The organism is Shewanella gelidii (assembly GCF_014647855.1).
Taxonomy (GTDB): domain Bacteria; phylum Pseudomonadota; class Gammaproteobacteria; order Enterobacterales; family Shewanellaceae; genus Shewanella; species Shewanella gelidii.
On record NZ_BMPZ01000001.1, the window covers coordinates 596,960 to 619,360 of the forward strand.

Genomic DNA, 22,401 nt, shown 5'->3' on the forward strand with positions numbered 1-22,401 from the left:
TGCTCGGCACAAAACACCAAACATAGCTCTTTCAAAACCTTTAAATATTCACCGCTGTCTACACAAGCTTAAATACAATGATTTACTCTTGATGTTCAAGCATTGCTGCAATCGTTAAAACACCTTTCGTTGTAGCACCTGCTGCCCACATTGCAGATGCACTATCTTCAAATGCAGCAGCCAAATCAAAATGCAGCCAATCCGCTTGAGGTGAAACAAATCGCCATAAGAAGCCAGCCGCATTGGAAGCGCCTCCAGCCCCTCCACCTTTCATAGGTCGACTATTCGCGGTATCCGCGTATGGAGACGGGCAAGCATCTTGATGCCAACGCTCGAGAGGCAACGGCCACACATGCTCTGCAACCGATTCAGCCGCGTGGGTTGCACGAGTTAGTAATTCCGAGTTTGGAGAGAAAATCGCATTATAATGACTACCGACAGCCATATAAGCAGCACCTGTCAATGTCGCAGCATCGATAATAAGGGCTGCACCGGTATCAGAAGCAGCTTGCAAACCATCGGCAAGCACGAGACGGCCCTCTGCATCGGTATTGACAACTTCGACCGAGACACCATTTTTATAGGTTAAAATATCCCCTAGCTTATAGGCTCTGCCACTTATCAAATTTTCTGCGCAGCACAAGAACAGCTTCACTCGTTTTTTCAAACCAGATTTAATCGCAAGCCCAAGAGCCGCGGTGACCGTCGCCGCGCCCCCCATATCAGCTTTCATACCCAGCATGCCTTCAGAGGATTTAATACTGTAACCTCCAGAGTCAAACGTGATCCCTTTGCCAACTAAAGCAATATCGACGGGTGCATTGTCATCAAAAGGATTGTAATCAAGCTCTAACAATGCGGGGGGACGCTCACTCCCGCGGCCTACCGCATGGATACCGATCCACTCTTCTTCAAGTAAGCGCTCACCTTCTACGATGCGAAAGCTAATCTCATCTTCAGCAATACTACTGAGCCAATGAGCAGCCTGATTGGCTAACTCGCTTGGGGCGAGGTTTTCAGGCGTTTCATTTACTAATTGCCTCGCAAAATAAGCACTGTCAAATCGATCTTGTAGCGTCTTTGTCATTGCCGCATCACCACACCATTGAATGTGATAACCAGGTTTTGCCGTCGCAAATCCTTGAGAAAATGCCCATTGATTGTCGATCGTCCACAGCTCACCATCAAGCTGGGCTTGATTGATGCCTTGATTGCGGATTTTTCGAGCGGCTTTTTGAATTTGCCGAAGATCATCCTGTCCTTGCAAATGGATCAATGCTTGATTATCAGCATAGGTCACATCAGCTTTTCCCCAATGGGCAGCAGGAACCTCTGTGGTTAATATTACTTTCATAAATTGCGTCATGGTCTTTCCTAGAATGACAAAAGGGTGAGTAGGTACTTGCCATCTTGAAACTAAAACAAAAAAGGCAAATGCATTCACCTTGAAATACTTGTTTAGTTTACTGCTTGAACTGCGGCATTTACAATGCTTGCGCAAGCTGTAATTCACTTCTCGTGAATAGAAAAGGTCACCACACCAAGATTCAGCGCAGATAAGCACATGACAGAGTAGAAACTATCTGACGGCTTAGAAAAGCAACAAAAGACAAAGGCTCACAATGAAATTCATTCCTTCGCTACAACAGGGAAAGTTGGTTCGACGCTATAAGCGTTTTCTCACCGACGTATTACTGGCTGATGGCCAAGAACGCACGATTCATTGCCCAAATACAGGGTCAATGAAAAACTGTTTATTTGAAGGTGAGGATGTTTGGTTCTCTGAATCTGATAATCCTAAGCGAAAATACCCGAATACTTGGGAAATTGCGCAAACAGATGAAGGACATTTAATCGGCATCAATACTGGCAGAGCAAATCATCTGGCAACAGAAGCAATTGAGCAACAAGTTATTCCTGAATTGGCCGGATATGAGACGCTTAAAAAAGAAGTGAAATATGGCAATGAAAATAGCCGGATTGATATTCTGCTCACAGCGCCTGAACAGCCAAACTGCTACGTTGAAATCAAAAGCTGTACGCTTCTTGAAGATAATTCAGGCTACTTCCCTGATGCCGTCACCACGAGAGGTCAAAAACATCTCAGAGAATTAATGGAGATGGCAGCACAAGGACATCGCGCGGTATTACTTTTTATTGTGCAACATACTGGCATCGATCGCGTGTCACCAGCTGCACATATCGATCCAGAATATTCGGCATTACTAAAACAAGCCGCCAATTCTGGAGTTGAAATTATTGCTTACGGGACAACAATTTGCCCCGAAGAGATAAAGGTAACCCATGCCGTCGATGTACTTTTAGATGAATGCATTTAACTTGATAATTGTAAAATTAGCTTACATAGTCAAATAAAGGGCTCGAACTATCGCAAATTCATTGCGCAGGTATTTTAATTATGCTAAATGTAGCGGCCGTTCTTAAAATCGCCCTAAAACGCAAATAATACAGGAGATGCGTTATGCCTGAAGGCAATAAAAAACTCGGCGTACTCGCTATCGCAGGTCTAGAACCTTACCAAGAGAAGCCGGGTGAGGAATATATGAGCGCTGAGCAACTGTCTCACTTCAAGTTGATGCTTGAAGCATGGAGAATTCAGTTGCGCGAAGAAGTTGATCGCACGCTAAGTCACATGCAAGACGAAGCCGCTAATTTCCCTGACCCAGTTGATCGTGCAGCTCAGGAAGAGGAATTTAGTTTAGAATTACGTGCCCGTGATCGTGAGCGTAAACTCATTAAAAAAATCGAAAAGACACTTCAAAAGATTGAAGAAGACGAATTTGGTTACTGTGATTCCTGCGGTATCGAAATTGGTATTCGTCGTTTAGAAGCACGTCCAACCGCTGATCAGTGTATCGATTGCAAAACGTTAGCAGAAATTAAGGAAAAACAGCTAGCGGGTTAGATCGATGTCATACCTAGGCGGGTTTTCAGCCCGCTTTTAGGTTTCAATTGCCAGTTTAAATAGCTTGCGATGGGAACTCAGTTCGTTAAATGTTCTCAAAAGCAACCCAGCATTCCCTATGACCCACTCCCCATATATTGGACGATTCGCCCCTTCGCCATCCGGCCCGTTACACTTTGGCTCTCTCGTTGCAGCCCTTGGTAGCTACTTGCGTGCGCGTAAATTGGGCGGAAAGTGGTTGGTAAGAATGGAAGATCTAGACCCACCAAGGGAAGTTAAAGGTGCTGCGAAAGATATCTTATCGACGTTAGAGCGGTTTGGTTTTGAATGGGATGATGACGTTTTATATCAAAGTCAGCGTCAACAAGCATATCAAGCGCTCATCGATCAATACTTAAGCACTGGACAGGCATATTACTGCCAATGCACTCGTAAACAGATCCAGGCTCGCGGAGGCGTTTATGATGGCCAATGTGCAAAGCTCGCTCACCCCTTATATTCCGGCGCAATTCGAATTAAAAACACAGTCGCAAATCACAGTTTTGTGGATGGCCTCATGGGAAATGTTTGTGTCCCTGAATCCTTTGCAAGAGAAGATTTCATCATTAAGCGTAGCGATAGACTCTATGCCTACCAACTCGCTGTGGTGCTCGACGATCATCAACAAGGCATTACTGAGATAGTGCGAGGCTGTGACTTACTTGAAGCCAGCTGCCGTCAAATTAGCTTGTACCAATTGTTTGGTTATTCAATCCCAGAGTTTATCCATCTACCACTTGCTTGCACTAAGCCGGGGCTTAAACTCTCAAAGCAAAACCATGCAGACGCAGTTGCCCAGCTTTCACCGCAAATAGCACTCAATCAAGCCCTCACTTTTCTGGGTCAGCAAGCCGTTGATACCGATGGCAATATGGCGTCAATGCTCAGCCAAGCTATTGACCAATTTGATTTATATTCTATCCCCAACCAATCTGAGATATTGATCCACCAGTAAATTACTCATTAGCGCGCAATTGGTATATCATATGCGCCTATTTTGATATCAACTCTGTTTAATGTTCGAGGTGTCCCATTTTTCGCCGTATCAGTCAATTCTGTAAGCAACTATTTGAAGATTCTCCGTCAGAGAGCACTGCTGTAGTCGAAACCACAGAAACAGGATTAACCCTAGAAATTGTCCCTAGAAATGCCCATAACATTTCGCGCCGACAAATCAGCGAAAACGCGTTAAAGGTACTTTATCGTCTTCATAAGTCTGGCTATAAGGCCTATTTAGTCGGCGGTGGCGTACGCGACATCTTACTTGGCATGCAGCCCAAAGATTTTGATGTTGTCACCAACGCCACACCAGAACAAATTAAACGCCTCTTTAGAAACTGTCGCCTCATTGGGCGCAGATTTCGTTTAGCGCATATCGTCTTTGGCAGAGATATCATCGAGGTGGCAACCTTCCGCGGTCACCATGGTGACAACAGTGACAAAATATCTAAATCCAATGCCGAAGGCCGTTTACTTCGAGACAATGTCTACGGCAATATCGATGAAGACGCCGAACGTAGGGACTTCACAGTTAACGCGCTGTACTACGACATTAGTGACTATTCGGTACACAGTTATGGTGGCGGTATTCAAGATCTTGAAGCTGGTGTAATTAAACTCATTGGCGATCCTGAAACGCGCTACCGCGAAGATCCGGTTCGAATGCTAAGAGCGGTCAGATTTGCGACAAAACTCGATCTAACGATAGACCCGGTTGCCGCGGCACCAATTAAACAGCTCTCTGGATTACTCAAAGATATTCCTGCTGCAAGAATGTACGAAGAAGTACTGAAGCTCTTTTTTGCAGGCCAAGCGCTCAATAACTTCAATATGATGCGCAAATATAAACTCTTTGCACCACTGTTCCCACAAGTCGAACACCTAATCAACGAAGCGCCTCACGGTTGCGCGGCCAAAATGGTTCAAGAAATCATGTTGAGCACAGATGACCGCGTCAAACAAGAAAAGCCTGTTACGCCAGCATTTTTCTACGCAGCAATCCTTTGGTATTCATTAAAGGAACGCGCAGAAGAGATTGAAATTGAAAGTGGCCTCAGTAGTTACGATGCTTACTACGCGGCAATGGGCGATGTGATGGAGAAACAATGCCAGACCATCAGCATTCCTCGTCGCTTTAGCACCCCAGCGAAGGATATTTGGCAACTGCAACTTCGGTTCGAAAGAAGCAAAGGTGGCCGTGCGTTTAAACTACTGGAACACCCTAAGTTTAGAGCAGCTTATGATCTGTTATTACTCAGAGCAGCAGCAGAAGGTGGCACAATTGCGAAAACAGCCGCTTGGTGGCAGAAATTTGTTGAGGCGAATGAAGATGAGCGCACGCTCATCGCACGCGCGAAAAACAAAGGCAGCACAGCAAAGAAAAGCAACAACCGCCGTCGACGCCGTCCAGCAAATAAAAAGCCCAAAATCACCGAAGCGCCATGATCAAAGTGTTTGTGGCACTTGGTGCCAACCTTGAGCAGCCAATACAGCAACTCCAAAGCGCAGTCTCTGCGCTCACAGCAATTGCCGAGTCAGAGGCCATAGAGGTCTCTAACTTCTATCAGTCAACCCCCATGGGGGATGTGATTCAACCAGACTATATCAATGCAGTTGCAAGCTTTGAGACAACGCAGCCTCCTCTAGCTCTACTTGATCAGCTCCAAGCCATAGAAAACAACCAAGGTAGAGTTCGAATTGAGCGCTGGGGACCCCGCACTTTGGATTTAGACTTGCTACTCTATGGCGATCAAACGGTTGACCATCCCCGTCTCACCATTCCACACTATGGAATGAAACAAAGAAGCTTTGTCCTCATCCCTTTGGCAGATCTCGTTCCTCAATTAATACTTCCGTGCGGTACATCAATAAAGCAACTGATCAGTACAAAAATGAGAAGCGAATTACAACAAGTCCACTTGGATCATTGAAGTTCAATCTAAGTTAGCTTATAACACCACTTCCTACTGTTTTGAAGAATACCATTATGTCAAAAGTTACGAGTTCAACCCTGCTGAAGTTTAAGCAGGAAGGTAAAAAGTTCACGGCACTCACTGCATACGATGCCAGTTTCGCGGGCGCTTTCGATAGCGAAGGAATCGATGTCCTACTCGTAGGTGATTCATTAGGAATGGTACTTCAAGGACACAGCGATACACTGCCGGTCACAGTTGACGACATTGCCTACCATACGCGTTGCGTGCGCCAAGGCATCGAGCGCTGCTTACTCATTGCCGACATGCCCTTTATGAGCTACGCCACTGTAGAGCAAACACTAACTAACGCGACAGTGTTGATGCAGGCGGGTGCCAATATGGTGAAAGTCGAAGGTGGCAAGTGGCTTCTTGAGTCAGTAACTCAGCTGACTGAACGTGGGATCCCAGTCTGTGCTCACTTGGGGCTAACCCCGCAGTCCGTCAACGTTTTCGGTGGTTTTAAAGTTCAAGGTCGTGACTCGGATAACGCCCAGCGTATTCTCGATGAAGCCAAGGCGCTTGAAGCCGCTGGAGCACAACTACTGGTACTAGAGTGCATCCCTGCAACGCTCGCCAAAGCAATTACCCAAGCACTCACCATTCCAGTCATTGGCATTGGTGCGGGCAACGATACCGATGGTCAGATCCTTGTCATGCATGATGTGCTCGGGATTTCAAGTGGCTATATTCCCCGTTTCTCTAAGAACTATCTCAAGCAAACAGGCGAAATCAGGGCAGCGGTTCGCGCTTATATAGAGGAAGTGGCCAATGGCACCTTTCCCGCTGAAGAGCACACGTTTAATTAAGGAACATGTGGATGATTACCACAGCTAATATCGAAGACATTCGTCATCAAGTGAATCAGTGGCGCAAGCAAGGCGAGACTGTCGCATTTGTGCCGACTATGGGTAATCTGCACCAAGGACATATTACCCTTGTTGAAGAAGCGGTTCGTCGCGCCGATCACGTTGTTGCTTCTATATTTGTAAACCCAATGCAATTTGGACAAAACGAAGATTTAGACGCATATCCACGAACACTTGCTGATGACCAAGCCGCTTTGGTGGCTGCTGGTGCAACATTGTTATTTACGCCAACTCCAGAAATTATCTATCCAAAAGGCTTAGACAATCAAAGCTATGTCGAAGTACCAAATATCTCCGATATATTCTGTGGTGATAGTCGTCCTGGCCACTTTAGAGGCGTAGCAACTATCGTTTGTAAGCTTTTCAATATCGTACAACCCGATATTGCCGTATTTGGACGAAAAGACTTTCAACAACTCATGGTCATTCAAACCATGGTCGAAGATCTGTCGATGCCAATTGAAATTGTCGGGGTGGACACCATTCGTGAAGCCTCTGGCTTAGCCATGAGCTCAAGAAATGGTTACCTCAGCGTAGAAGAGAAACAAATCGCACCGATTCTGAAGCAAGTGATGGATGAAACCGCAGCGAGCGTAAGCCAAGGGAAATCGGTACAAAATGCGGTCATTCTGGCCAAGCAAACGTTAATTGAAAATGGCCTCAAACCAGACTATTTTGAAGTGTGTAACGCCAAAGATTTAGCAGCACCGCAAGCGAACGACCGCTCCCTAGTGATTCTTGCAGCAGCCTATCTTGGCAAAACACGACTTATCGATAATTTATGCTTTGAGCGTTAGGCCAATACCTTCAATCTGAACACTAATTTACACTTAAATGGGGCATATGCCCCATTTATTGTCTATCGTTAATAGTTAAGCTTATCGGCTTGGTCACAATACTCGAAAATCTAAATAATACTGGCGAGCAAAAAACTGGTATTAATCTGATACTTGAGTCATAGTAATAGGGTTTCTTCCCCAAATACTAATGAAGTATATGGCGATAGGTAAGGATAGTGTAAAATAGTGTTCGAATGTCACGGATTTGATGTTTATTCTGATTAATCAATATGATGCAAAAGGATGTGTAGCTGAATGGCTAGAGTGGTTCTCATATTACTGGTATTGACAAGCTTCTCCTGTTTAGGTGAAGCCAGCTCGATCTATAAGTGCATCCAAGAAGACAAAATTGTGTTTTCACAAAGCGTATGCCCTAAAGAGTTTCGTCAGCACAAAATTGAATATGAGTTAGGGATTACGACAGAAATTGATTCTGACCGCAAAAAAATTAAAATCGACCCGCTAAAAGCACTACTCAAACGACAAACCATTTCGAAAGAGAAGCTATTGCAGCTGCTTGAAAGTGAAATCTATCGTTTAAAACAAGAGAACAGTTACTACGAAATCCTTCGTTCGAGCGAGCTTCAAAAACTTGAACGTAAACGCTATTGGCATACAAAATCAAAAGATGATCCCGAGTATATAGCCGAACTCAGCGAAATCCACGATCGCTTTGATGGTTTAATCTTGCTGAATCAAGATTCAATGAAGCAACTTGATGATCGTCGCAACCAAATCATTGCTGAGACCAAAGACTCTGAACGAGATCAATCGGCAAATTAGATCGAGCTTTTAATAGATATTCATCTTTTATCTAAACGCACACTTGTGACGCTAGTTTAATTCGCCTTTGAAGCAAAAACTGCTCGCCCAATATCACCCATTAACAAAACAAATCAATTACTTATCACGTTAATTCTACATTGAAGAATATATGCGGAATTATTTTTCTGCCAATCTAGTTTTGCATCCCATAGAATAATTCAACACTTGTAGAATTAATGTGGTCAGTGATGACGAATAAAGTAGGTCGCCCGAGCCAAGTCACCAATAATCGCGATAAACTTTTGGATGCAGCAAGAACCCTGTTTGTAGAAAAAGATTATGCCCAAGTGTCAATTCGTGAAATTGCCACCCATGCAGGCACGGATGCAGGCTTAATCCGCTATTACTTTGGTTCCAAAGAAGCGCTATTTGCAACAATGATCCATGAAACGGCAAGCCCTGTGATGGCCGAACTATCAAAAAGTAATAGTCACAATCAAGCCGATGGTCCTGCCAACATTTTGCAAACTTACTATCGTGTCATGTCTGCACACCCACATTTCCCTAGACTGATATATAAACTTGCTTCATTGGATCAAAGCACTCAGATTAACCGTGAGTTGACCAAAATTCTTACTGAAATTATGCAAGGCAGTAAGATGATGATGTTCGACCGTCTGCAAGAAAATGGGCAGCTACATGATAATGTCGATCCTCAATGCGCTAATTTAAGCTTTTTTTCTTTAATGGTATTTCCATTCCTCGCCCCAGACAGAGTCCTAAATAACCTTGGGATTAAGATTACCCCTGAGTTTCTTGAGCAATTAGCTGAACAAAACTCCCAGCTTCTGTCTCAAGGACTATTTAAAAAGGATGCAAACAATGAGTAACTTAAAAAGACGCTACCTTCTGGTGGGCATCGGTTTAGGCCTATTAATACTTATAATTGCCATCGCACTAAAATCTCCGCCGAAACAATCGACCAATCAAAATAAAAGAACAAAAGTTGAAGTAATGACACTGGAGGAGCAACATGTTGCGCCCATAATTACAGGTTATGGCCGAGTTGCTCCCAAACATGTTTGGCAAGCAGTTGCAGAAGTCTCCGGTAGGCTCATTTTTCGACACCCGCAATTAGAAACGGGTCGATTGCTACCTCAAGGCACAAGGTTACTGGCGATCGATCCTCTTGAGTACCAATTGCAGCTCGCTCAAGCACAAGCAAATTTCAATGCGACCCAAGCTAAGCTAACTCAGCTTGATCAACAACAACAAAACCTTAATACAAGCTTAGAGATTGAATTACAGCGTAAAGTTTTGTCTGAACAAGAGTATGCCCGTAAGAAAACTCTCAAAAATAAAAACCTAGTTTCAAGCTCAGAGCTCGAATCACAAAAGCTCGCGCTACTCGCACAAACGAAGCAAGTCGAAGAATTACAGAACTCTCTGAAATTATTACCAGACGATCGCAAAGTCACCCAAGCCCAGCTCAGTGTCGATCAGGCGAAGCTAGAAGATGCCGAGCGACGACTACAAAAAACAGAAATTGTTTTACCATTTGATGCTCGCATTGCTGAGATCAATATAGAACAAGACCAAGTGGTCAACATGAGTGCCGTGATGTTAACGGCTTATGAATTAGGGACTGCCGAGATTAAAGCTGAAGTTGCAATTCATGATATGCGGGCGCTGGCCAACAGTTTGCATCAAATGCCACAAAACCAGCGCCTCCCTTCGATTGAAAAGCTTGAGCTCACTGCAGAAATCCGTTTTGAGGCTGGCGATGAAGAGTTTTCCTGGCCCGCTAAAGTGACTCGTGTTGCTGAAACAGTCAACCCCAATAACGCAACCCTAGGGTTATATCTAGAAGTAGAACAGGACTTTCACCAAATCGACTTGCTCCGCAGACCCCCTTTAACCAAAGGGATGTTTGTCACGGCTCACATTCACGGTCAACCCAGTAAGCACCTTGTCGTTTCCGAAAAAGTTATTCACCAGAATATGCTTTATCAAGTCACGAAAGACAACCGACTCAAGAAGCACTCCCTAAAAGTGCTGTTTCGGACGCCAAAACACGTGGCGATTGAAACAAATCTCACCGCAGGTGATCGGATTGTTGTCAATGATATTATCCCAGCAATTGATGGCATGGCGTTAAGCATTATTCAAGCCCCTGATTCCAATGACTCCCAGCAGGGAGGTGCCCAGTGATTGGCTATTTAACAAGACATCCAACCTTAGCCAACTTGCTCATGCTCTCTCTTATTTTGCTTGGCCTGAGCAATTTGAGTGGTATTAAGCGTGAAACCTTTCCTGAATTCGCGCCGCCATATGTCATGGCCACTGTCGTTTATCCTGGAGCCTCACCGGTCGAAGTCGAAGAAAGCCTGTGTTTGCGCATGGAAGATGCTGTGGATGGCCTTAGCAACGTTGAGGAAGTAAAATGCGACGCTCAAGAAGGCGTTGCATCAATGCGTTTAAAACTCAATGAACAAGCAGACATTGGACGATTCTTAGTTGATGTGCAAACCGAAATCAATGCCATCCAAAATTTCCCGTCTCAAATTGAGCCTCCGGTCGTAAAAGAGCTCGACTGGGCAGAGCCCGTTGTTGATATTGCCATCTCAGCAGATGCAAGTTGGCCGCACTTAAAAGCATATGCGGAAGACCTTAAGCGTAGGCTCAAGATCAATGCGGGCATAAGTTTAGTTAGCGTCAGTGGCTTTTCAGATCATCAGCTAAGAATCGAACTCAAAGCAACGGAAATGCGCCGCCTTGGGCTTACCGCCTCAGCAATTGCAGATAAAGTCAGTCGGCAAAATGTGAAAATGCCGGCGGGGTCTATCGAACTGAAAGATAAAAATCTTTTACTGCGATTTGATGAACAAAAGATCACAGCAGAGGCGCTCGGAGAAATTATTGTCGCTTCCACCAATGACGGTAGCACGGTGCGGCTCAAAGATATCGCAACCATAGAAGAACGATTTGAGCTTGATGAAGAACATATTTTATTCAATGACAAGCCAGCAGCCATTCTAAAAGTTCAGAAAAATAAAGCTGATGATGCCTTAAGAATTAAAGCCGTGGTCAGCGAGTTTATCGCACAAGAGCAATCTCGAGTTCCTGCAGGTATTGAGCTGAGTTTAACGAATGACTTGTCATCTTTACTTCAAGACCGTCTCGACATGATGCTCAAAAACGGCTGGCAAGGGATCATTCTTGTGTTTTTCAGCATGTGGCTGTTTTTCTCGCTACGATATTCATTCTGGGTTTCTGCCGGACTTCCAGTCGCTTTTCTTGGCGGACTCTTCTTAATGAGTCTGTTTGGTGTATCAATCAACGTGATGAGTTTAGTGGGCTTGTTGATGGCCATTGGTATTATGATGGATGACGCTATTGTCATTGCCGAGTCTATCGCCTCTCATGTGGATCGAGGCTACTCAGCACATGATGCTGTGATTAAGGGTGTAAAAAAGGTCACACCAGGGGTACTTTCTTCATTTCTAACCACTGTATTTATCTTTAGCGCCATTCTGGGGCTTGACGGGCAAATGGGAGCCGTTTTATCCGCTGTGCCAACTGTATTAATTATGGTATTGAGTATCAGCTTAATCGAAGCCTTTTTAATATTGCCAAACCATTTACACCATTCTTTAACCCACTCAGATAAACAAACTCAGTTTAAACAAGCAGCCTTCAAGACTCGTTTTCTAGCACGATTCGAACGCTTTCGTAATAAGCAACTGGTTGAAATTGTGACCCGGTTAGTGCGCTGGCGATATGCTACCGTTGGCGCCACAATTGGGATTTTATTCGCATCCGTTGCACTCGTTGCTGGCGGAATCATTAAATTTGTTCCTTTTCCTGAACTCGATGGTGATATCGCAGAAGCCCGTATTATCCTGCCCCCTGGCAGCCCGCTAAGCCAAACCCAAATCGTTGTTGAGCGGATTATTGAAAGTGCAAAACAAACGGGAGTGCAATATCAGCAAGAGAAAGAACAAGGCCAAGTTCTCATCCAAGATATTACGGCGCAATACAACTTCAATGCCGATGCAGGAGAAAGCGGCCCGCACGTCGCGACAGTCCGGCTAGATCTATTATCTGCGGAAATAAGACAAACCCTGATAGAAGAGTTCATTCGAGACTGGCGTCAAAACACTGGGGATATTGCAGCGCCACTGTCCATGGTATTTAAGCAACCAACGATGGGCCCTGCAGGTCGGGATATCGAGGTGAGATTACAAGGAGATGACTTAGCCGAACTCAAACAAGCTTCTGTTTCATTGCAGTCCTTTTTAGCCCAGTTCGATGGTGTTAACGGCATTCTTGACGATATGCGACCGGGCAAAGAAGAAATCAAAGTAAGCTTACGCAATGGTGCAGAGTCTTATGGAATCGACGGCCAAACCGTCGCGTCGCAACTCAGAGGAGCTTACTTCGGTCAAACCGCCGATGAGATCCAAGTGGGTCCCGAAAACATTGAAATTGACGTTCGTTTAAATACAGCGCAAGCCGGAGACCTAAATGCTTTGGCAAACTTTCCAATCATGCTCAATGACGGCAATCAAATTCCACTGTCGGCAATTGCTCATTTGCAGCACCAGCGCTCCTACGTCCGAATTCAGCGCATTGACAGTCTGAGAACAGTCACCGTGATGGCTGACATTGATAACACCAGAGCCAATTCGACAGAGACCCTAGCAAAAGTTAAAAGCCAATGGTTACCACGGCTTAGTGAAGATTTTCCCGGTGTACGCGTCGATTTTGAAGGTTCTGCCAAAGAGACTGCCAAAACGGGGGCATCGTTAGGTAAAGGCTTCTTGGTTGGTTTATTTGGTTTGTTCTTTATTCTGAGCTTCCAATTCAAGAGCTATCTTGAACCAACCATTGTTATGCTCGCCATTCCATTGGCACTAATTGGGGTCTTATGGGGTCATCTTTTACTTGGGTACAGCCTATCAATGCCATCAGTAATGGGCTTTATTTCGCTCGCAGGAATCGTCGTCAACGATTCAATTTTGCTGGTGCAATATATCAGGCATCATGTCGATGAAGGCGATAGCGTAGAGCAAGCGGTCACCAGTGCTAGTCGGGAACGTTTCAGAGCGGTATTTCTCACCTCATTAACTACCGCCGCGGGTTTACTGCCGTTGCTATTAGAAACCAGCTTACAAGCTCAGGTCGTGCAGCCGCTCGTCATTTCAATCGTATTTGGCATATTCGCATCAACCTTATTGGTTCTGTTCGTGATCCCATGCGCTTACGCCATCTTGGCGGATTTTGGCAAGTTTGGGCATACGCAAAGCCCAGATAATCAAAGCGAATTAAAATCACAATAAGCGCAAAGCTCTCTGTTCAAACCGACAAAGTGTATTTGAATAGAGAGCTTTCTTCATCACGATTTAAAGCGTGCCTTCGCTTATTCGATAAACTTCGTTATTATCCACACAAGAATTCAATACATCACATGGAAGAACACTTTTGAGCCACTTTGTCTGGAATATTGACCCAGTCTTATTCTCCTTTATGGGACTAAGTATCCATTGGTATGGTGCTTTATTTGCTGTCGCAATTATGTCTGGCTTCTACGTCATGAAATTCATTTACCAGCAAGAAAAACTGGATATTGAGTCACTTGATAACCTACTAATGTATTGCGTAATCGGCATTATCGTTGGGGCGAGATTGGCACACTGTATTTTCTACGATCCCGAATACTACTTTAGCCATCCCCTTAAAATACTTGCAATCTGGGAAGGCGGTCTTGCCAGTCACGGGGGTGGCCTTGGTGCGATTCTCGCACTCTATTATTACCATAGGAAAACTAAGCTCCCTTTCTTGTTTTTACTGGATCGTCTTGCGATTGCGACCGCTATTTTTGGATTTTTCGTAAGAATGGCAAACTTTATGAATTCCGAAATTATCGGGATACCGACACAGGTTTCATGGGCAATTGTCTTCCAAAGGATCGATTCATTGCCGCGACACCCCGCACAAGTCTATGAAGCGTTGGCTTACTTAGTTATTTTTATCGTGTTAAGCCTGCTTTATCGAGTGACACAATTAAAAGAGAGACACGGCGTACTGTTTGGTTTATTCCTCACCTTAATATTTAGTGCACGTATTGGCATTGAATTTGTAAAAGTCAAACAAGCGGCCTACGCGGATGAGCTGACTTTAAGCGCTGGTCAAATGCTTAGCGTGCCCTTTTTGTTGGTGGGATTAACGCTACTCTTATTGCCATATTTACGAAAAAACTAACTTTGCACTGCCAGCCACACTATGGTGCAATGTATCGCTCAATGGATAGGAACAAGATAACAAATGGCATTAACCCACGACGAAATAAAGCAAGTACTATTGGATAGTGGCTGCCGCAGTAATTTTGTGATGAAAAAAATCACAGAGTTTATGCTGCCGGAATTAAAAGAACCCATCTATTTACATGGTGATCACCTTGCGGCTCAGTTGTTAATCAGGCCTGCTTATGAGGTGTTTGTCGCAGACTTAGACTCTCTCGAAGGTGTACATCATAAAAGTAGCTACTTCTTTAATAATGATATGACGCGATTCCCTAAAAAGCAGCACAAAGGACTCAACGAAATTCACTACGGGATGCCATTTAAATTTGATGATTCAAAAGCTGTAGAGCGCTTTATTCAAAAAATCATCGCGATTAATAAAGGGGAGTGAACACTCGTCCCCCATAGACTAGAGCGCTTGTATTTAATTTATGAATTGACGAATACAAGCGCCCTCACAGCTTACCCGAGCACATCCAAATAGATCTGAGAAATGCTGGCCATTTCCTGCTCCACTTGTTCAAACGGTAAAGTTCCCGGCAATCCCTGAAGTGTCAGACGGTGACTTTCGTTTCGCAGCTTACAATACACATGGGTCAACTGCTGCGCCATCGGAATAGAGATGATCTCGAGCTCTGCCAACGCAGCAAAGATGCGAACATTGTCAGACCATGTGGTTAAATCTTTATATTCTGCCGCATTTGCAAGTACAAGATATTGCGCAAGAAACTCAATATCAGCAATGCCACCGCGGCTTTGCTTCAAATCAACAAACCCCGAGTCCACGTTAAGCAGGTGATCACGCATCTTGATGCGCATATCACGAACGTCCTTGGCCAATGTTTGTTTATCACGCTCTAGCGCCAATACTTCAGAACGAATGACGCTAAAACGCGTAGACAGCGCGTTATCACCAAACATAAAGCGCGCCCTGACCAAGGCTTGATGCTCCCAGGTCCACGCTTCTTCACGCTGGTACTCTCCGAAACGCTCAATCTCACTAACCAACAGTCCTGATGCGCCTGAAGGTCTGAGGCGCATATCCACTTCATACAATTCTCCTGAGGTGGTTCGGGTCGAAAACAGGTGTAAAATTCGCTGGGCCAGTTTCAAATAGAAATGGTTTATGTCTATTTGCCGATCGCCATTGGTATGGCCATTGACATCCGATTGGTGCAAGAACACCAAATCCAGATCGGAACCATATCCAAGCTCGATTCCACCAGCTTTACCATAACCAATCACGGCAAAACCTTTGTCCCCGCCTTTTAAGTTATCTGGTACACCGTGGCGAGTACTGACTTGCAGCCATGCCTGATTGACAACTTGTTCAACTATCGCTTCTGCAAGGAAAGTGAGATGATCACTCACTTGCATTACGGGCAATACACCTGTGACGTCGGCTGCGGCAATTTTTAACTGTTGAGACAGCTTAAACTGTCGCAACGCTTCCATTTGCTGTTCCATATCCTCTTCAGGTACTCGCAACAAATACTGTCTTAGCTCACTGCCATAGTCATCAAGAGACGTGACGTCATATAACTGCGAAGGATCAATCAATTCATCCAATAACATCGGGAATCGGGCAAGCTGCTTTGCAATCCAAGGACTAGCACTACACAAGCTCACCAGTTGTTGCCGTGCACCAGGGTTTTCGCATAACAACTCAAGATAAGTGGTTCGGGTTAAAATTTGATCAAGAACCTTTGAAACCGGGGCGAAAACATCAGGAGACTGGTTTTGAACAATCAGCTCCTCCAATAGTTTGGGCATCATTTTATCGAGAGTTTCTCGACCGCGAGGACCGATGCTGCGGCGTGCAACACTATCTCGCCAATCTCTTAAATTATGCCACAAGCTGTCATCTTCAATTTGTTGCTCAGCAAGTAATGCCAGCGCATCTTGGTCGTCGAATATTTCCCACAATTGAGCGGTCCAATGGGCAGATTGTGGGCGACTACTATCTTCCCCCACGGTCGCATCAAAGTGGTCATGAATACGTGCCATTGCTTCATCAATTTGTTGTTTAAGCTCTTCAGCATATGGAACATTCATCGCAAAGCATAAACGTTGCCAATCCAATTCGTTATCTGGCAATGTTTGCGTTTGCTTATCGTCAAGGGCTTGCAATAAGTTCTCAACACGTCGAAGTAAGATATAGCTATGTTTAAGCTCATCAACCGCTAAATACTCAAGTTGACCTAAATCATAAAGGGTTTGAATCGCGGCAAATAGGCTTTGCTGCCTTAACGCAGGCTCTCGCCCCCCCCGCACCAGCTGAAAACTCTGCACAACAAATTCAACTTCGCGAATTCCGCCGGCCCCCAACTTAATGTTATTGGTTAACTGCCGACGACGAACCTCTTGGGCAATGAGTTGTTTCATTTTTCGAAGTGAGTCAATCGCTGAAAAATCAATATATCGGCGATACACAAAAGGTCGCAACAAGCTATGGAGCTCGTCGCTATAATTACTCCAAGGCCCTAGAGCTCGCGCTTTCACCATCGCGTAACGCTCCCAGTCTCTTCCCTGCTCTTGATAGTAATCTTCTAACGCACTAAAACTTACAACTAACGGGCCACTATCTCCGTATGGTCGCAAGCGCATATCCACCCGATACACAAAACCATCGACAGTCACTTGATCTAACAAATTAACTAAACGCTGTCCCATCCGAATAAAAAACTGCTGATTATCAAGCGCCCTTCTCCCCCCTACGGTTTCACCATGCTCGGGAAAGGTAAAAATTAAATCGATATCAGAAGAGAAGTTGAGCTCACGCCCACCAAGCTTGCCCATGCCCAAAATCAACAAAGGTTGTGCGTTGCCTTCACTATCTGAAGGCGTTCCATACTGCTGACACATGACACCGTAAAGCCAGTCTCGAGATTCAATCACCAGCGCTTCTGCCAAAGAAGACAAATCGAGCAGAGATTCTTGCACTGAAACGTAGCCCATAAAGTCACGCCAAGCGAGTCGCACCATTTGTAAATTTCGATATTGTCGAACTTTGGCTTTCGCTTGCTCTTCTGTCGTCACACTTTCAAGTGCAAGCTTTAATTCAGGCATAAATTGCTGGCGATCCAGCTGACTCAATCCCTGCTCAAATAGAAGGGGAATCCAATCAGGGTGCCGACAAAGCTGTGTGGCAACGAAGTCACTTAATCCTAATATGGATTTAAGTTCCTGCGACTGCTCAGATGTCAGGCACGCTTCGGGGTCGAAGCCTGTTTCAATTAAGCGCTGCCAGTAACATTCTGCAGAAGAAGAGACAAGAGCAGGCAATGCCTTGTTACTGTAATTTTCGCTCGTCATAATTATTCCTAACTCATCAAAGGTGTCGACATATTATGTCAATAATGGTATAGCTATAGTTTCGAAATAAGCGCTAACAGTTTTTGCGTGCTTTCCGTGGGATTAGCGCCTAAAAAAACCAAGTGACAGAATACTATATCTTAATGTTCTGGCATACTTAGCAAAATTAAAGAACAAACCAACCCTAAACTTTGGAGACAACATGGCAGGAATGCTCATACGTGTTCTCACAATCGTATCACTGCTATTTCTCACCGGCTGCGGTGATGATCGCGTTGATAAGATTGAAAAGTATCAACAATTGACGGAAAAAAGAGTGAGCTCTTTAGCCGATATGTTGAATAACGGCCAAATTCGCAATGCCAACTTACTCAGCCAATATGCCGATATCGTGGCGCAAGAACAGCCAACGATAGCACCTTTGGTCTCTGAACTTGCACGGGACTCAAAAGGTTCAGGCCCGATGTTTAGTTCACTGACTCAAAGGTTAAATGAGCTTAAAGATAGCAGCAATTTTGTCGATCTTGATCAGCAATTGTCTGAAGCAGAGAACCTCTATCAAGCAACCGATCCAAGCTTGTTCAACGATATGCTTTCTGATCCGGTAAACGTCATTGCGGATATGTCCAATGGCAAACTTTCACGGGTGAATTCGATAAGCCGTGAAGCAGAAGCGCTTGCCAATAGTACCGAAGATATCGGTGCAGGCAGTCAATTGGTCGGGAACCCAAGCTACGGTCAATGGCAATCTAGCGGTGGGACGTCTTTTTGGGCGTGGTATGGCATGTATTCGATGTTCTCGAATATCATGCATGGTCCAGTCTACTATGATCGCTGGTCATCGCGCCGTGGATACAGCTATTACAACGATGTTGGACGCTACCGTTACACCTCACCAAAACAAGCCAGCGCGCAAAATAAAACCTTTGAACGCACCAAGAAGCAGTTCAGCTCGCAAGGAAAGCGTTTTGACAGCCCATATGCGAAAAAAAGAACCGGTGCGACCGCGCTATCTCGCTCTAGCCAAAGCACACCCAAATCAAGTGCTACAGGAAAAAGTAGTCCGAAGAAGTTTCGTTCGAACTATGCCAAAGATAGCAGCTTCAGAAATTCCAGCAGCCGCACAACCCGCGGAATTCGCCGGGGCAAATAACTAAGGAACTCACATGACATTCTTTCAGGACTTGGGTATTACCTCAGAACTTATGTTCATCCTCGTTATCGACTTAACGATAGCAATCGTGTTGCTAACCTTAATGCGTTATTTGCAAGGTTGGAGTGTAAACGTAAATAGCCGCGATGAACTCGCAGTGAAAGACAATTTTGCATTTGGCATTAGCACGGCTGGTGCAGTAATGGCACTTGGCATCGTGCTTACCGGAGCGATTACCGGCGAAGCTGCAAGCTCTTATGCAGTAGAAGCGATTGGCATGACAGCCTATGGGTTATTTGGGTTGATTTTGATAAAAATCGGTCGTTGGTTCCACGATAAAATGGCGCTGAATGAAGTTTGTAAAAATGACTTAATCATCAAAGGCAATGTTTCGATTGCAATTGTCGATGCAAGTGCCGCGATTGCGACGGCGATAATTATTCGAGCAGTCTTACTCTGGGCAGAGGATTTGACCGTCAACACCTTTGTGGCCATATTTAGCGCATTCGCCATCTCTCAAGTGATGCTGGTACTCCTTACTCGCTTACGGGAAAAAAGATATGCGGGCCGCAATCAGGGCGCATCGATGCAACAAGCACTTGCAGCAGGACAAACAGCACTCGCAATTCGTCACGCAGGCTATATGCTGGCAATGGCACTCAGCTTTAATGCGGCCAGCCATTTCATTATCTATAACCCTGAGGCTTACATTGGCAACTTAATTGGTTGGTCGATGTTCTCTATCATCATGCTGGCCACCTTATCTTTGTTAATTACGCTGGTGAAAAAACTGGTTTTGGCGACGATCAACTTGGCTGAAGAAGTAGAAAAGCAACAAAATATTGGTATTGCGGCAGTGGAGATGGCACTGAGTGTGGCTGTTGCTCTACTACTCACGGCCTTGATGGCTTAATGCGTAAGTGAACACTGTGCCAAAATGCTTAAAGCGAAGCCGTAACCCATGAGCGGTTCAACACCGATTCAAGTAGACGAGTTAGTACAAGATCATAACAACCCTAGACAATTGGGATGGTTTGATGATGTGCTACTGCTGGGCATTATGGCTGTGCTCGCTGCATGCGGGCTCATTTATGAATATTTACTCTCGCACTATGCGGGACGTATTCTTGGGGCGTTAGAAGCAGCCATCTATACCATGATTGGTTTGATGATTGTTTCCATGGGGATCGGTGCTTTTGCTGCACGTAAAATACGTTGTGCTTTCACCGGATTTGCCACGCTAGAGCTCCTCGTCGCACTCGGCGGTGCTAGTGCGATTATGATTACCGCTGCCCTCATTGGTTTTGCGCACCAACTGCCACTGTTACTCGCCAATACCCTTGGATTGCCACACGATCAATTGCCAGATGGTGGTTTTTTAGGGGAAGTTCAAAACACTTTACAATATCTGCCCTATGTTTGGGGGGTGATTCTAGGCCTGATGATCGGGATGGAAATCCCGCTAATTGCACGCGTGAGACAATCTTTGTCAGAAGCACACTTACTGCATAATGCCGGCACAATTTATGGTGCAGATTATATTGGTGCGGGGGTTGGCGCGGCGATCTGGGTCGGCTTTATGCTCGCACTAGATATTCAATTGGCGGCTGCACTTACGGCCAGCTGTAATTTGCTCGCTGGTTTTATTTTTATATGGCGATTTTGGCATAAAATCCGTTTTTCAAAGCTCATCTTGTTAGGCCATATCTTTGCAAGTTTTGTGCTTATCATGCTCGCTATTTGGGGCCCGAAATGGGAGCAAGGATTCAATCACTTGCTCTACAAAGATACGGTCATTTACGACCAAGCTACGCGATTCCAGCAGCTCACGTTTACAGAACGATTACGTGGCAGCGGTTTACCGCCAGTGTACTCGCTCTACATTAATGGCAGACTTCAGTTTTCAAGTAGTGATGAGCATATTTATCATAGCTTTCTAGTGCACCCGACCCTAGCAGCCAGCGCCCGCCAGCAAAAAATCTTAGTAATTGGCGGTGGTGATGGCCTCGGCCTCAAACAGCTTTATAAATGGAACCCGACCTCTGTCACCTTAATTGACTTAGACAAGGACTTAGTCGCGCTATTTCAAGGTCAATCCAGTCACATGCCTCCACGGCTTCAAACCGCATTACGCCAATTAAATCAAGATGCACTGAATGACCCACGGCTGCGTTTGATATTTGATGATGCATTTAATGGGGTCGACAAATTAATCGCGCAATCAGAGAAATTTGATGCCATTGTGGTTGACCTACCCGATCCGAGTCATCCAGATTTAAACAAACTCTATTCCGATATTTTTTACGCCAAACTTAAAGAACTTTTAAGTGCGGATGGTGCAATTACCGTGCAATCCACCTCGCCTTATCACGCCACGAATGCTTTCATTTCCGTGGGGAATACCCTCGAAAGTGCAGGTTTTCAAGTTAGCCAGTATCATCATAATGTGCCAAGTTTTGGCGAATGGGGATGGAGCCTAGCGACGGTAGCAGGCAAGAATGGAGCACAAAGGTTAAAGCAACTCGACACACTCGATATCGACGAAGCATGGCTTACACCAGGGCTTATTCGAGCTGCATTTGAATTCCCAGGGAATTTTTATCAAAACAAAGCAGAGATCAAAAGTAACACCATAGGTTCCTTAAACTTGTATCACTACCATTTACAGGCGTGGCAACAAGAGCAAGGGTTATCGTTATTTAATTAGTACGACAATAAAATAAATTAATTGGAAATTAGCGCTTGACATATTATGTCTCAGTGCTATCTTTGAACACAGACATAATATGTCAATAAGGACAAATATGAATATCCATACGATTGCGAACCATTTAAATGGACTTGGTGATAACAGCGAAACCGGTTTTCAATTTGATTGTTATCCAATTGATGGTGACGTGGAAGTTTTACAGGTCAATATCGTCGGCCGTGAAGAGATTCCAGTGTTTGTTTCCGTCACTCAAAATCAAATTTTATGTATTAGTTACCTGTGGGGCGAAGATGAAGTCAATCAAGAGCGCCGTGCAGAAATGTTTGAAACGATGTTGGAGTTAAATATTCCAATGCCACTGTCTTCATTCGCCAAAGTCGATGACAAGTACGTGGTATTTGGTGCACTTTCAACTCAATCAAGCATGTTAGATGTCGAGCAGGAACTGTCTGTATTGTCAGACAACTGTCTCGAAGTCATCGACGAAATGGTCGACTATCTTAAATAA

General features: G+C 44.8%; 19 protein-coding genes. 17 read left to right on the top strand and 2 right to left on the bottom strand.

All coding sequences use genetic code 11. The features are described from left to right. Positions 1-82: 82 nt before the first annotated feature. On the bottom strand, positions 83-1,366 hold the full coding sequence (pepB, locus tag IEY18_RS02630) for an aminopeptidase PepB (RefSeq protein WP_188917499.1): 1,284 nt from the start codon (positions 1,364-1,366) through the stop codon (positions 83-85). 256 nt (positions 1,367-1,622) lie between these two features. On the opposite strand from pepB, the gene sfsA reads away from it, so the two are divergent. The 13 genes from sfsA (at position 1,623) to IEY18_RS02695 (ending at position 15,106) form a co-directional block, all read left to right on the top strand. After that, entirely contained in the window at positions 1,623-2,339 is a 717-nt protein-coding gene (gene sfsA, locus IEY18_RS02635) for a DNA/RNA nuclease SfsA (protein ID WP_188917501.1), read from the top strand. Between the two features lie 143 nt (positions 2,340-2,482). Beyond that, a complete protein-coding gene (gene dksA, locus IEY18_RS02640) occupies positions 2,483-2,926 on the top strand; it encodes an RNA polymerase-binding protein DksA (protein ID WP_188917503.1) in 444 nt (147 codons plus the stop codon). Between the two features lie 118 nt (positions 2,927-3,044). Beyond that, entirely contained in the window at positions 3,045-3,920 is an 876-nt protein-coding gene (gene gluQRS, locus IEY18_RS02645) for a tRNA glutamyl-Q(34) synthetase GluQRS (RefSeq protein ID WP_188917505.1), read from the top strand. Positions 3,921-3,997: 77 nt separating this feature from the next. Continuing rightward, entirely contained in the window at positions 3,998-5,410 is a 1,413-nt protein-coding gene (locus IEY18_RS02650) for a polynucleotide adenylyltransferase PcnB (protein ID WP_188917901.1), read from the top strand. Continuing rightward, positions 5,407-5,895 (top strand): 2-amino-4-hydroxy-6-hydroxymethyldihydropteridine diphosphokinase, encoded by a 489-nt coding sequence (gene folK, locus IEY18_RS02655; protein ID WP_188917508.1) that lies wholly within the window; start codon positions 5,407-5,409, stop codon positions 5,893-5,895. The genes IEY18_RS02650 and folK overlap by 4 nt, the downstream gene beginning before the upstream one ends. 56 nt (positions 5,896-5,951) lie before the next feature. Continuing rightward, positions 5,952-6,746, top strand: a complete 795-nt coding sequence (gene panB / locus IEY18_RS02660; RefSeq protein ID WP_188917510.1) for a 3-methyl-2-oxobutanoate hydroxymethyltransferase — start codon at positions 5,952-5,954, stop codon at positions 6,744-6,746. An 11-nt stretch (positions 6,747-6,757) separates the two neighbouring features. Beyond that, positions 6,758-7,603 carry a pantoate--beta-alanine ligase gene (gene panC, locus IEY18_RS02665; protein WP_188917512.1) on the top strand — a complete coding sequence of 282 codons (846 nt, stop codon included), beginning with the start codon at positions 6,758-6,760 and terminating at the stop codon, positions 7,601-7,603. A gap of 297 nt (positions 7,604-7,900) precedes the next feature. Continuing rightward, the gene (locus tag IEY18_RS02670; RefSeq protein ID WP_188917514.1) at positions 7,901-8,428 is read left to right on the top strand and encodes a DUF4124 domain-containing protein; all 528 of its coding nucleotides are present in this window, start codon (positions 7,901-7,903) and stop codon (positions 8,426-8,428) included. A 230-nt stretch (positions 8,429-8,658) separates the two neighbouring features. Next, positions 8,659-9,300, top strand: a complete 642-nt coding sequence (locus IEY18_RS02675; RefSeq protein ID WP_188917516.1) for a TetR/AcrR family transcriptional regulator — start codon at positions 8,659-8,661, stop codon at positions 9,298-9,300. Further along, complete coding sequence (locus IEY18_RS02680; RefSeq protein ID WP_188917518.1) at positions 9,293-10,621, top strand: efflux RND transporter periplasmic adaptor subunit; 1,329 nt, start codon at positions 9,293-9,295, stop codon at positions 10,619-10,621. Before IEY18_RS02675 ends, IEY18_RS02680 begins: the two co-directional genes overlap by 8 nt. Further along, positions 10,618-13,752 carry an efflux RND transporter permease subunit gene (locus IEY18_RS02685; protein WP_188917520.1) on the top strand — a complete coding sequence of 1,045 codons (3,135 nt, stop codon included), beginning with the start codon at positions 10,618-10,620 and terminating at the stop codon, positions 13,750-13,752. The genes IEY18_RS02680 and IEY18_RS02685 overlap by 4 nt, the downstream gene beginning before the upstream one ends. A 142-nt stretch (positions 13,753-13,894) precedes the next feature. Beyond that, positions 13,895-14,674 (top strand): prolipoprotein diacylglyceryl transferase, encoded by a 780-nt coding sequence (gene lgt, locus IEY18_RS02690; RefSeq protein WP_188917521.1) that lies wholly within the window; start codon positions 13,895-13,897, stop codon positions 14,672-14,674. Positions 14,675-14,737: 63 nt separating this feature from the next. After that, positions 14,738-15,106, top strand: a complete 369-nt coding sequence (locus IEY18_RS02695) for a hypothetical protein (RefSeq protein ID WP_188917523.1) — start codon at positions 14,738-14,740, stop codon at positions 15,104-15,106. Positions 15,107-15,177: 71 nt separating this feature from the next. Here IEY18_RS02695 and glnE read toward each other — a convergent pair whose 3' ends face one another. Next, positions 15,178-18,030, bottom strand: coding sequence for a bifunctional [glutamate--ammonia ligase]-adenylyl-L-tyrosine phosphorylase/[glutamate--ammonia-ligase] adenylyltransferase (gene glnE / locus IEY18_RS02700; RefSeq protein WP_188917525.1), 2,853 nt, complete (start codon positions 18,028-18,030; stop codon positions 15,178-15,180). A gap of 202 nt (positions 18,031-18,232) precedes the next feature. On the opposite strand from glnE, the gene IEY18_RS02705 reads away from it, so the two are divergent. The 4 genes from IEY18_RS02705 (at position 18,233) to IEY18_RS02720 (ending at position 22,401) form a co-directional block, all read left to right on the top strand. Continuing rightward, positions 18,233-19,183 (top strand): hypothetical protein, encoded by a 951-nt coding sequence (locus IEY18_RS02705; protein WP_188917527.1) that lies wholly within the window; start codon positions 18,233-18,235, stop codon positions 19,181-19,183. Positions 19,184-19,196: 13 nt separating this feature from the next. Next, positions 19,197-20,096, top strand: a complete 900-nt coding sequence (locus IEY18_RS02710; protein WP_188917529.1) for a DUF350 domain-containing protein — start codon at positions 19,197-19,199, stop codon at positions 20,094-20,096. Between the two features lie 48 nt (positions 20,097-20,144). Beyond that, on the top strand, positions 20,145-21,890 hold the full coding sequence (locus tag IEY18_RS02715; protein WP_188917531.1) for a polyamine aminopropyltransferase: 1,746 nt from the start codon (positions 20,145-20,147) through the stop codon (positions 21,888-21,890). A 97-nt stretch (positions 21,891-21,987) separates the two neighbouring features. Beyond that, positions 21,988-22,401, top strand: a complete 414-nt coding sequence (locus IEY18_RS02720) for a YjfI family protein (RefSeq protein ID WP_188917533.1) — start codon at positions 21,988-21,990, stop codon at positions 22,399-22,401.

Bases quoted from the DNA above. Each gene is read 5' to 3' on its own strand.
- sfsA (WP_188917501.1), top strand. From the start codon at position 1,623: ATGAAATTCATTCCTTCGCTACAACAGGGAAAGTTGGTTCGACGCTAT.
- IEY18_RS02705 (WP_188917527.1), top strand. From the start codon at position 18,233: ATGGCAGGAATGCTCATACGTGTTCTCACAATCGTATCACTGCTATTT.
- dksA (WP_188917503.1), top strand. From the start codon at position 2,483: ATGCCTGAAGGCAATAAAAAACTCGGCGTACTCGCTATCGCAGGTCTA.
- IEY18_RS02720 (WP_188917533.1), top strand. From the start codon at position 21,988: ATGAATATCCATACGATTGCGAACCATTTAAATGGACTTGGTGATAAC.
- IEY18_RS02680 (WP_188917518.1), top strand. From the start codon at position 9,293: ATGAGTAACTTAAAAAGACGCTACCTTCTGGTGGGCATCGGTTTAGGC.
- IEY18_RS02670 (WP_188917514.1), top strand. From the start codon at position 7,901: ATGGCTAGAGTGGTTCTCATATTACTGGTATTGACAAGCTTCTCCTGT.
- IEY18_RS02675 (WP_188917516.1), top strand. From the start codon at position 8,659: ATGACGAATAAAGTAGGTCGCCCGAGCCAAGTCACCAATAATCGCGAT.
- IEY18_RS02695 (WP_188917523.1), top strand. From the start codon at position 14,738: ATGGCATTAACCCACGACGAAATAAAGCAAGTACTATTGGATAGTGGC.
- folK (WP_188917508.1), top strand. From the start codon at position 5,407: ATGATCAAAGTGTTTGTGGCACTTGGTGCCAACCTTGAGCAGCCAATA.
- panB (WP_188917510.1), top strand. From the start codon at position 5,952: ATGTCAAAAGTTACGAGTTCAACCCTGCTGAAGTTTAAGCAGGAAGGT.
- pepB (WP_188917499.1), bottom strand. From the start codon at position 1,366: ATGACGCAATTTATGAAAGTAATATTAACCACAGAGGTTCCTGCTGCC.
- panC (WP_188917512.1), top strand. From the start codon at position 6,758: ATGATTACCACAGCTAATATCGAAGACATTCGTCATCAAGTGAATCAG.
- IEY18_RS02710 (WP_188917529.1), top strand. From the start codon at position 19,197: ATGACATTCTTTCAGGACTTGGGTATTACCTCAGAACTTATGTTCATC.
- gluQRS (WP_188917505.1), top strand. From the start codon at position 3,045: ATGACCCACTCCCCATATATTGGACGATTCGCCCCTTCGCCATCCGGC.
- IEY18_RS02715 (WP_188917531.1), top strand. From the start codon at position 20,145: ATGAGCGGTTCAACACCGATTCAAGTAGACGAGTTAGTACAAGATCAT.
- glnE (WP_188917525.1), bottom strand. From the start codon at position 18,030: ATGACGAGCGAAAATTACAGTAACAAGGCATTGCCTGCTCTTGTCTCT.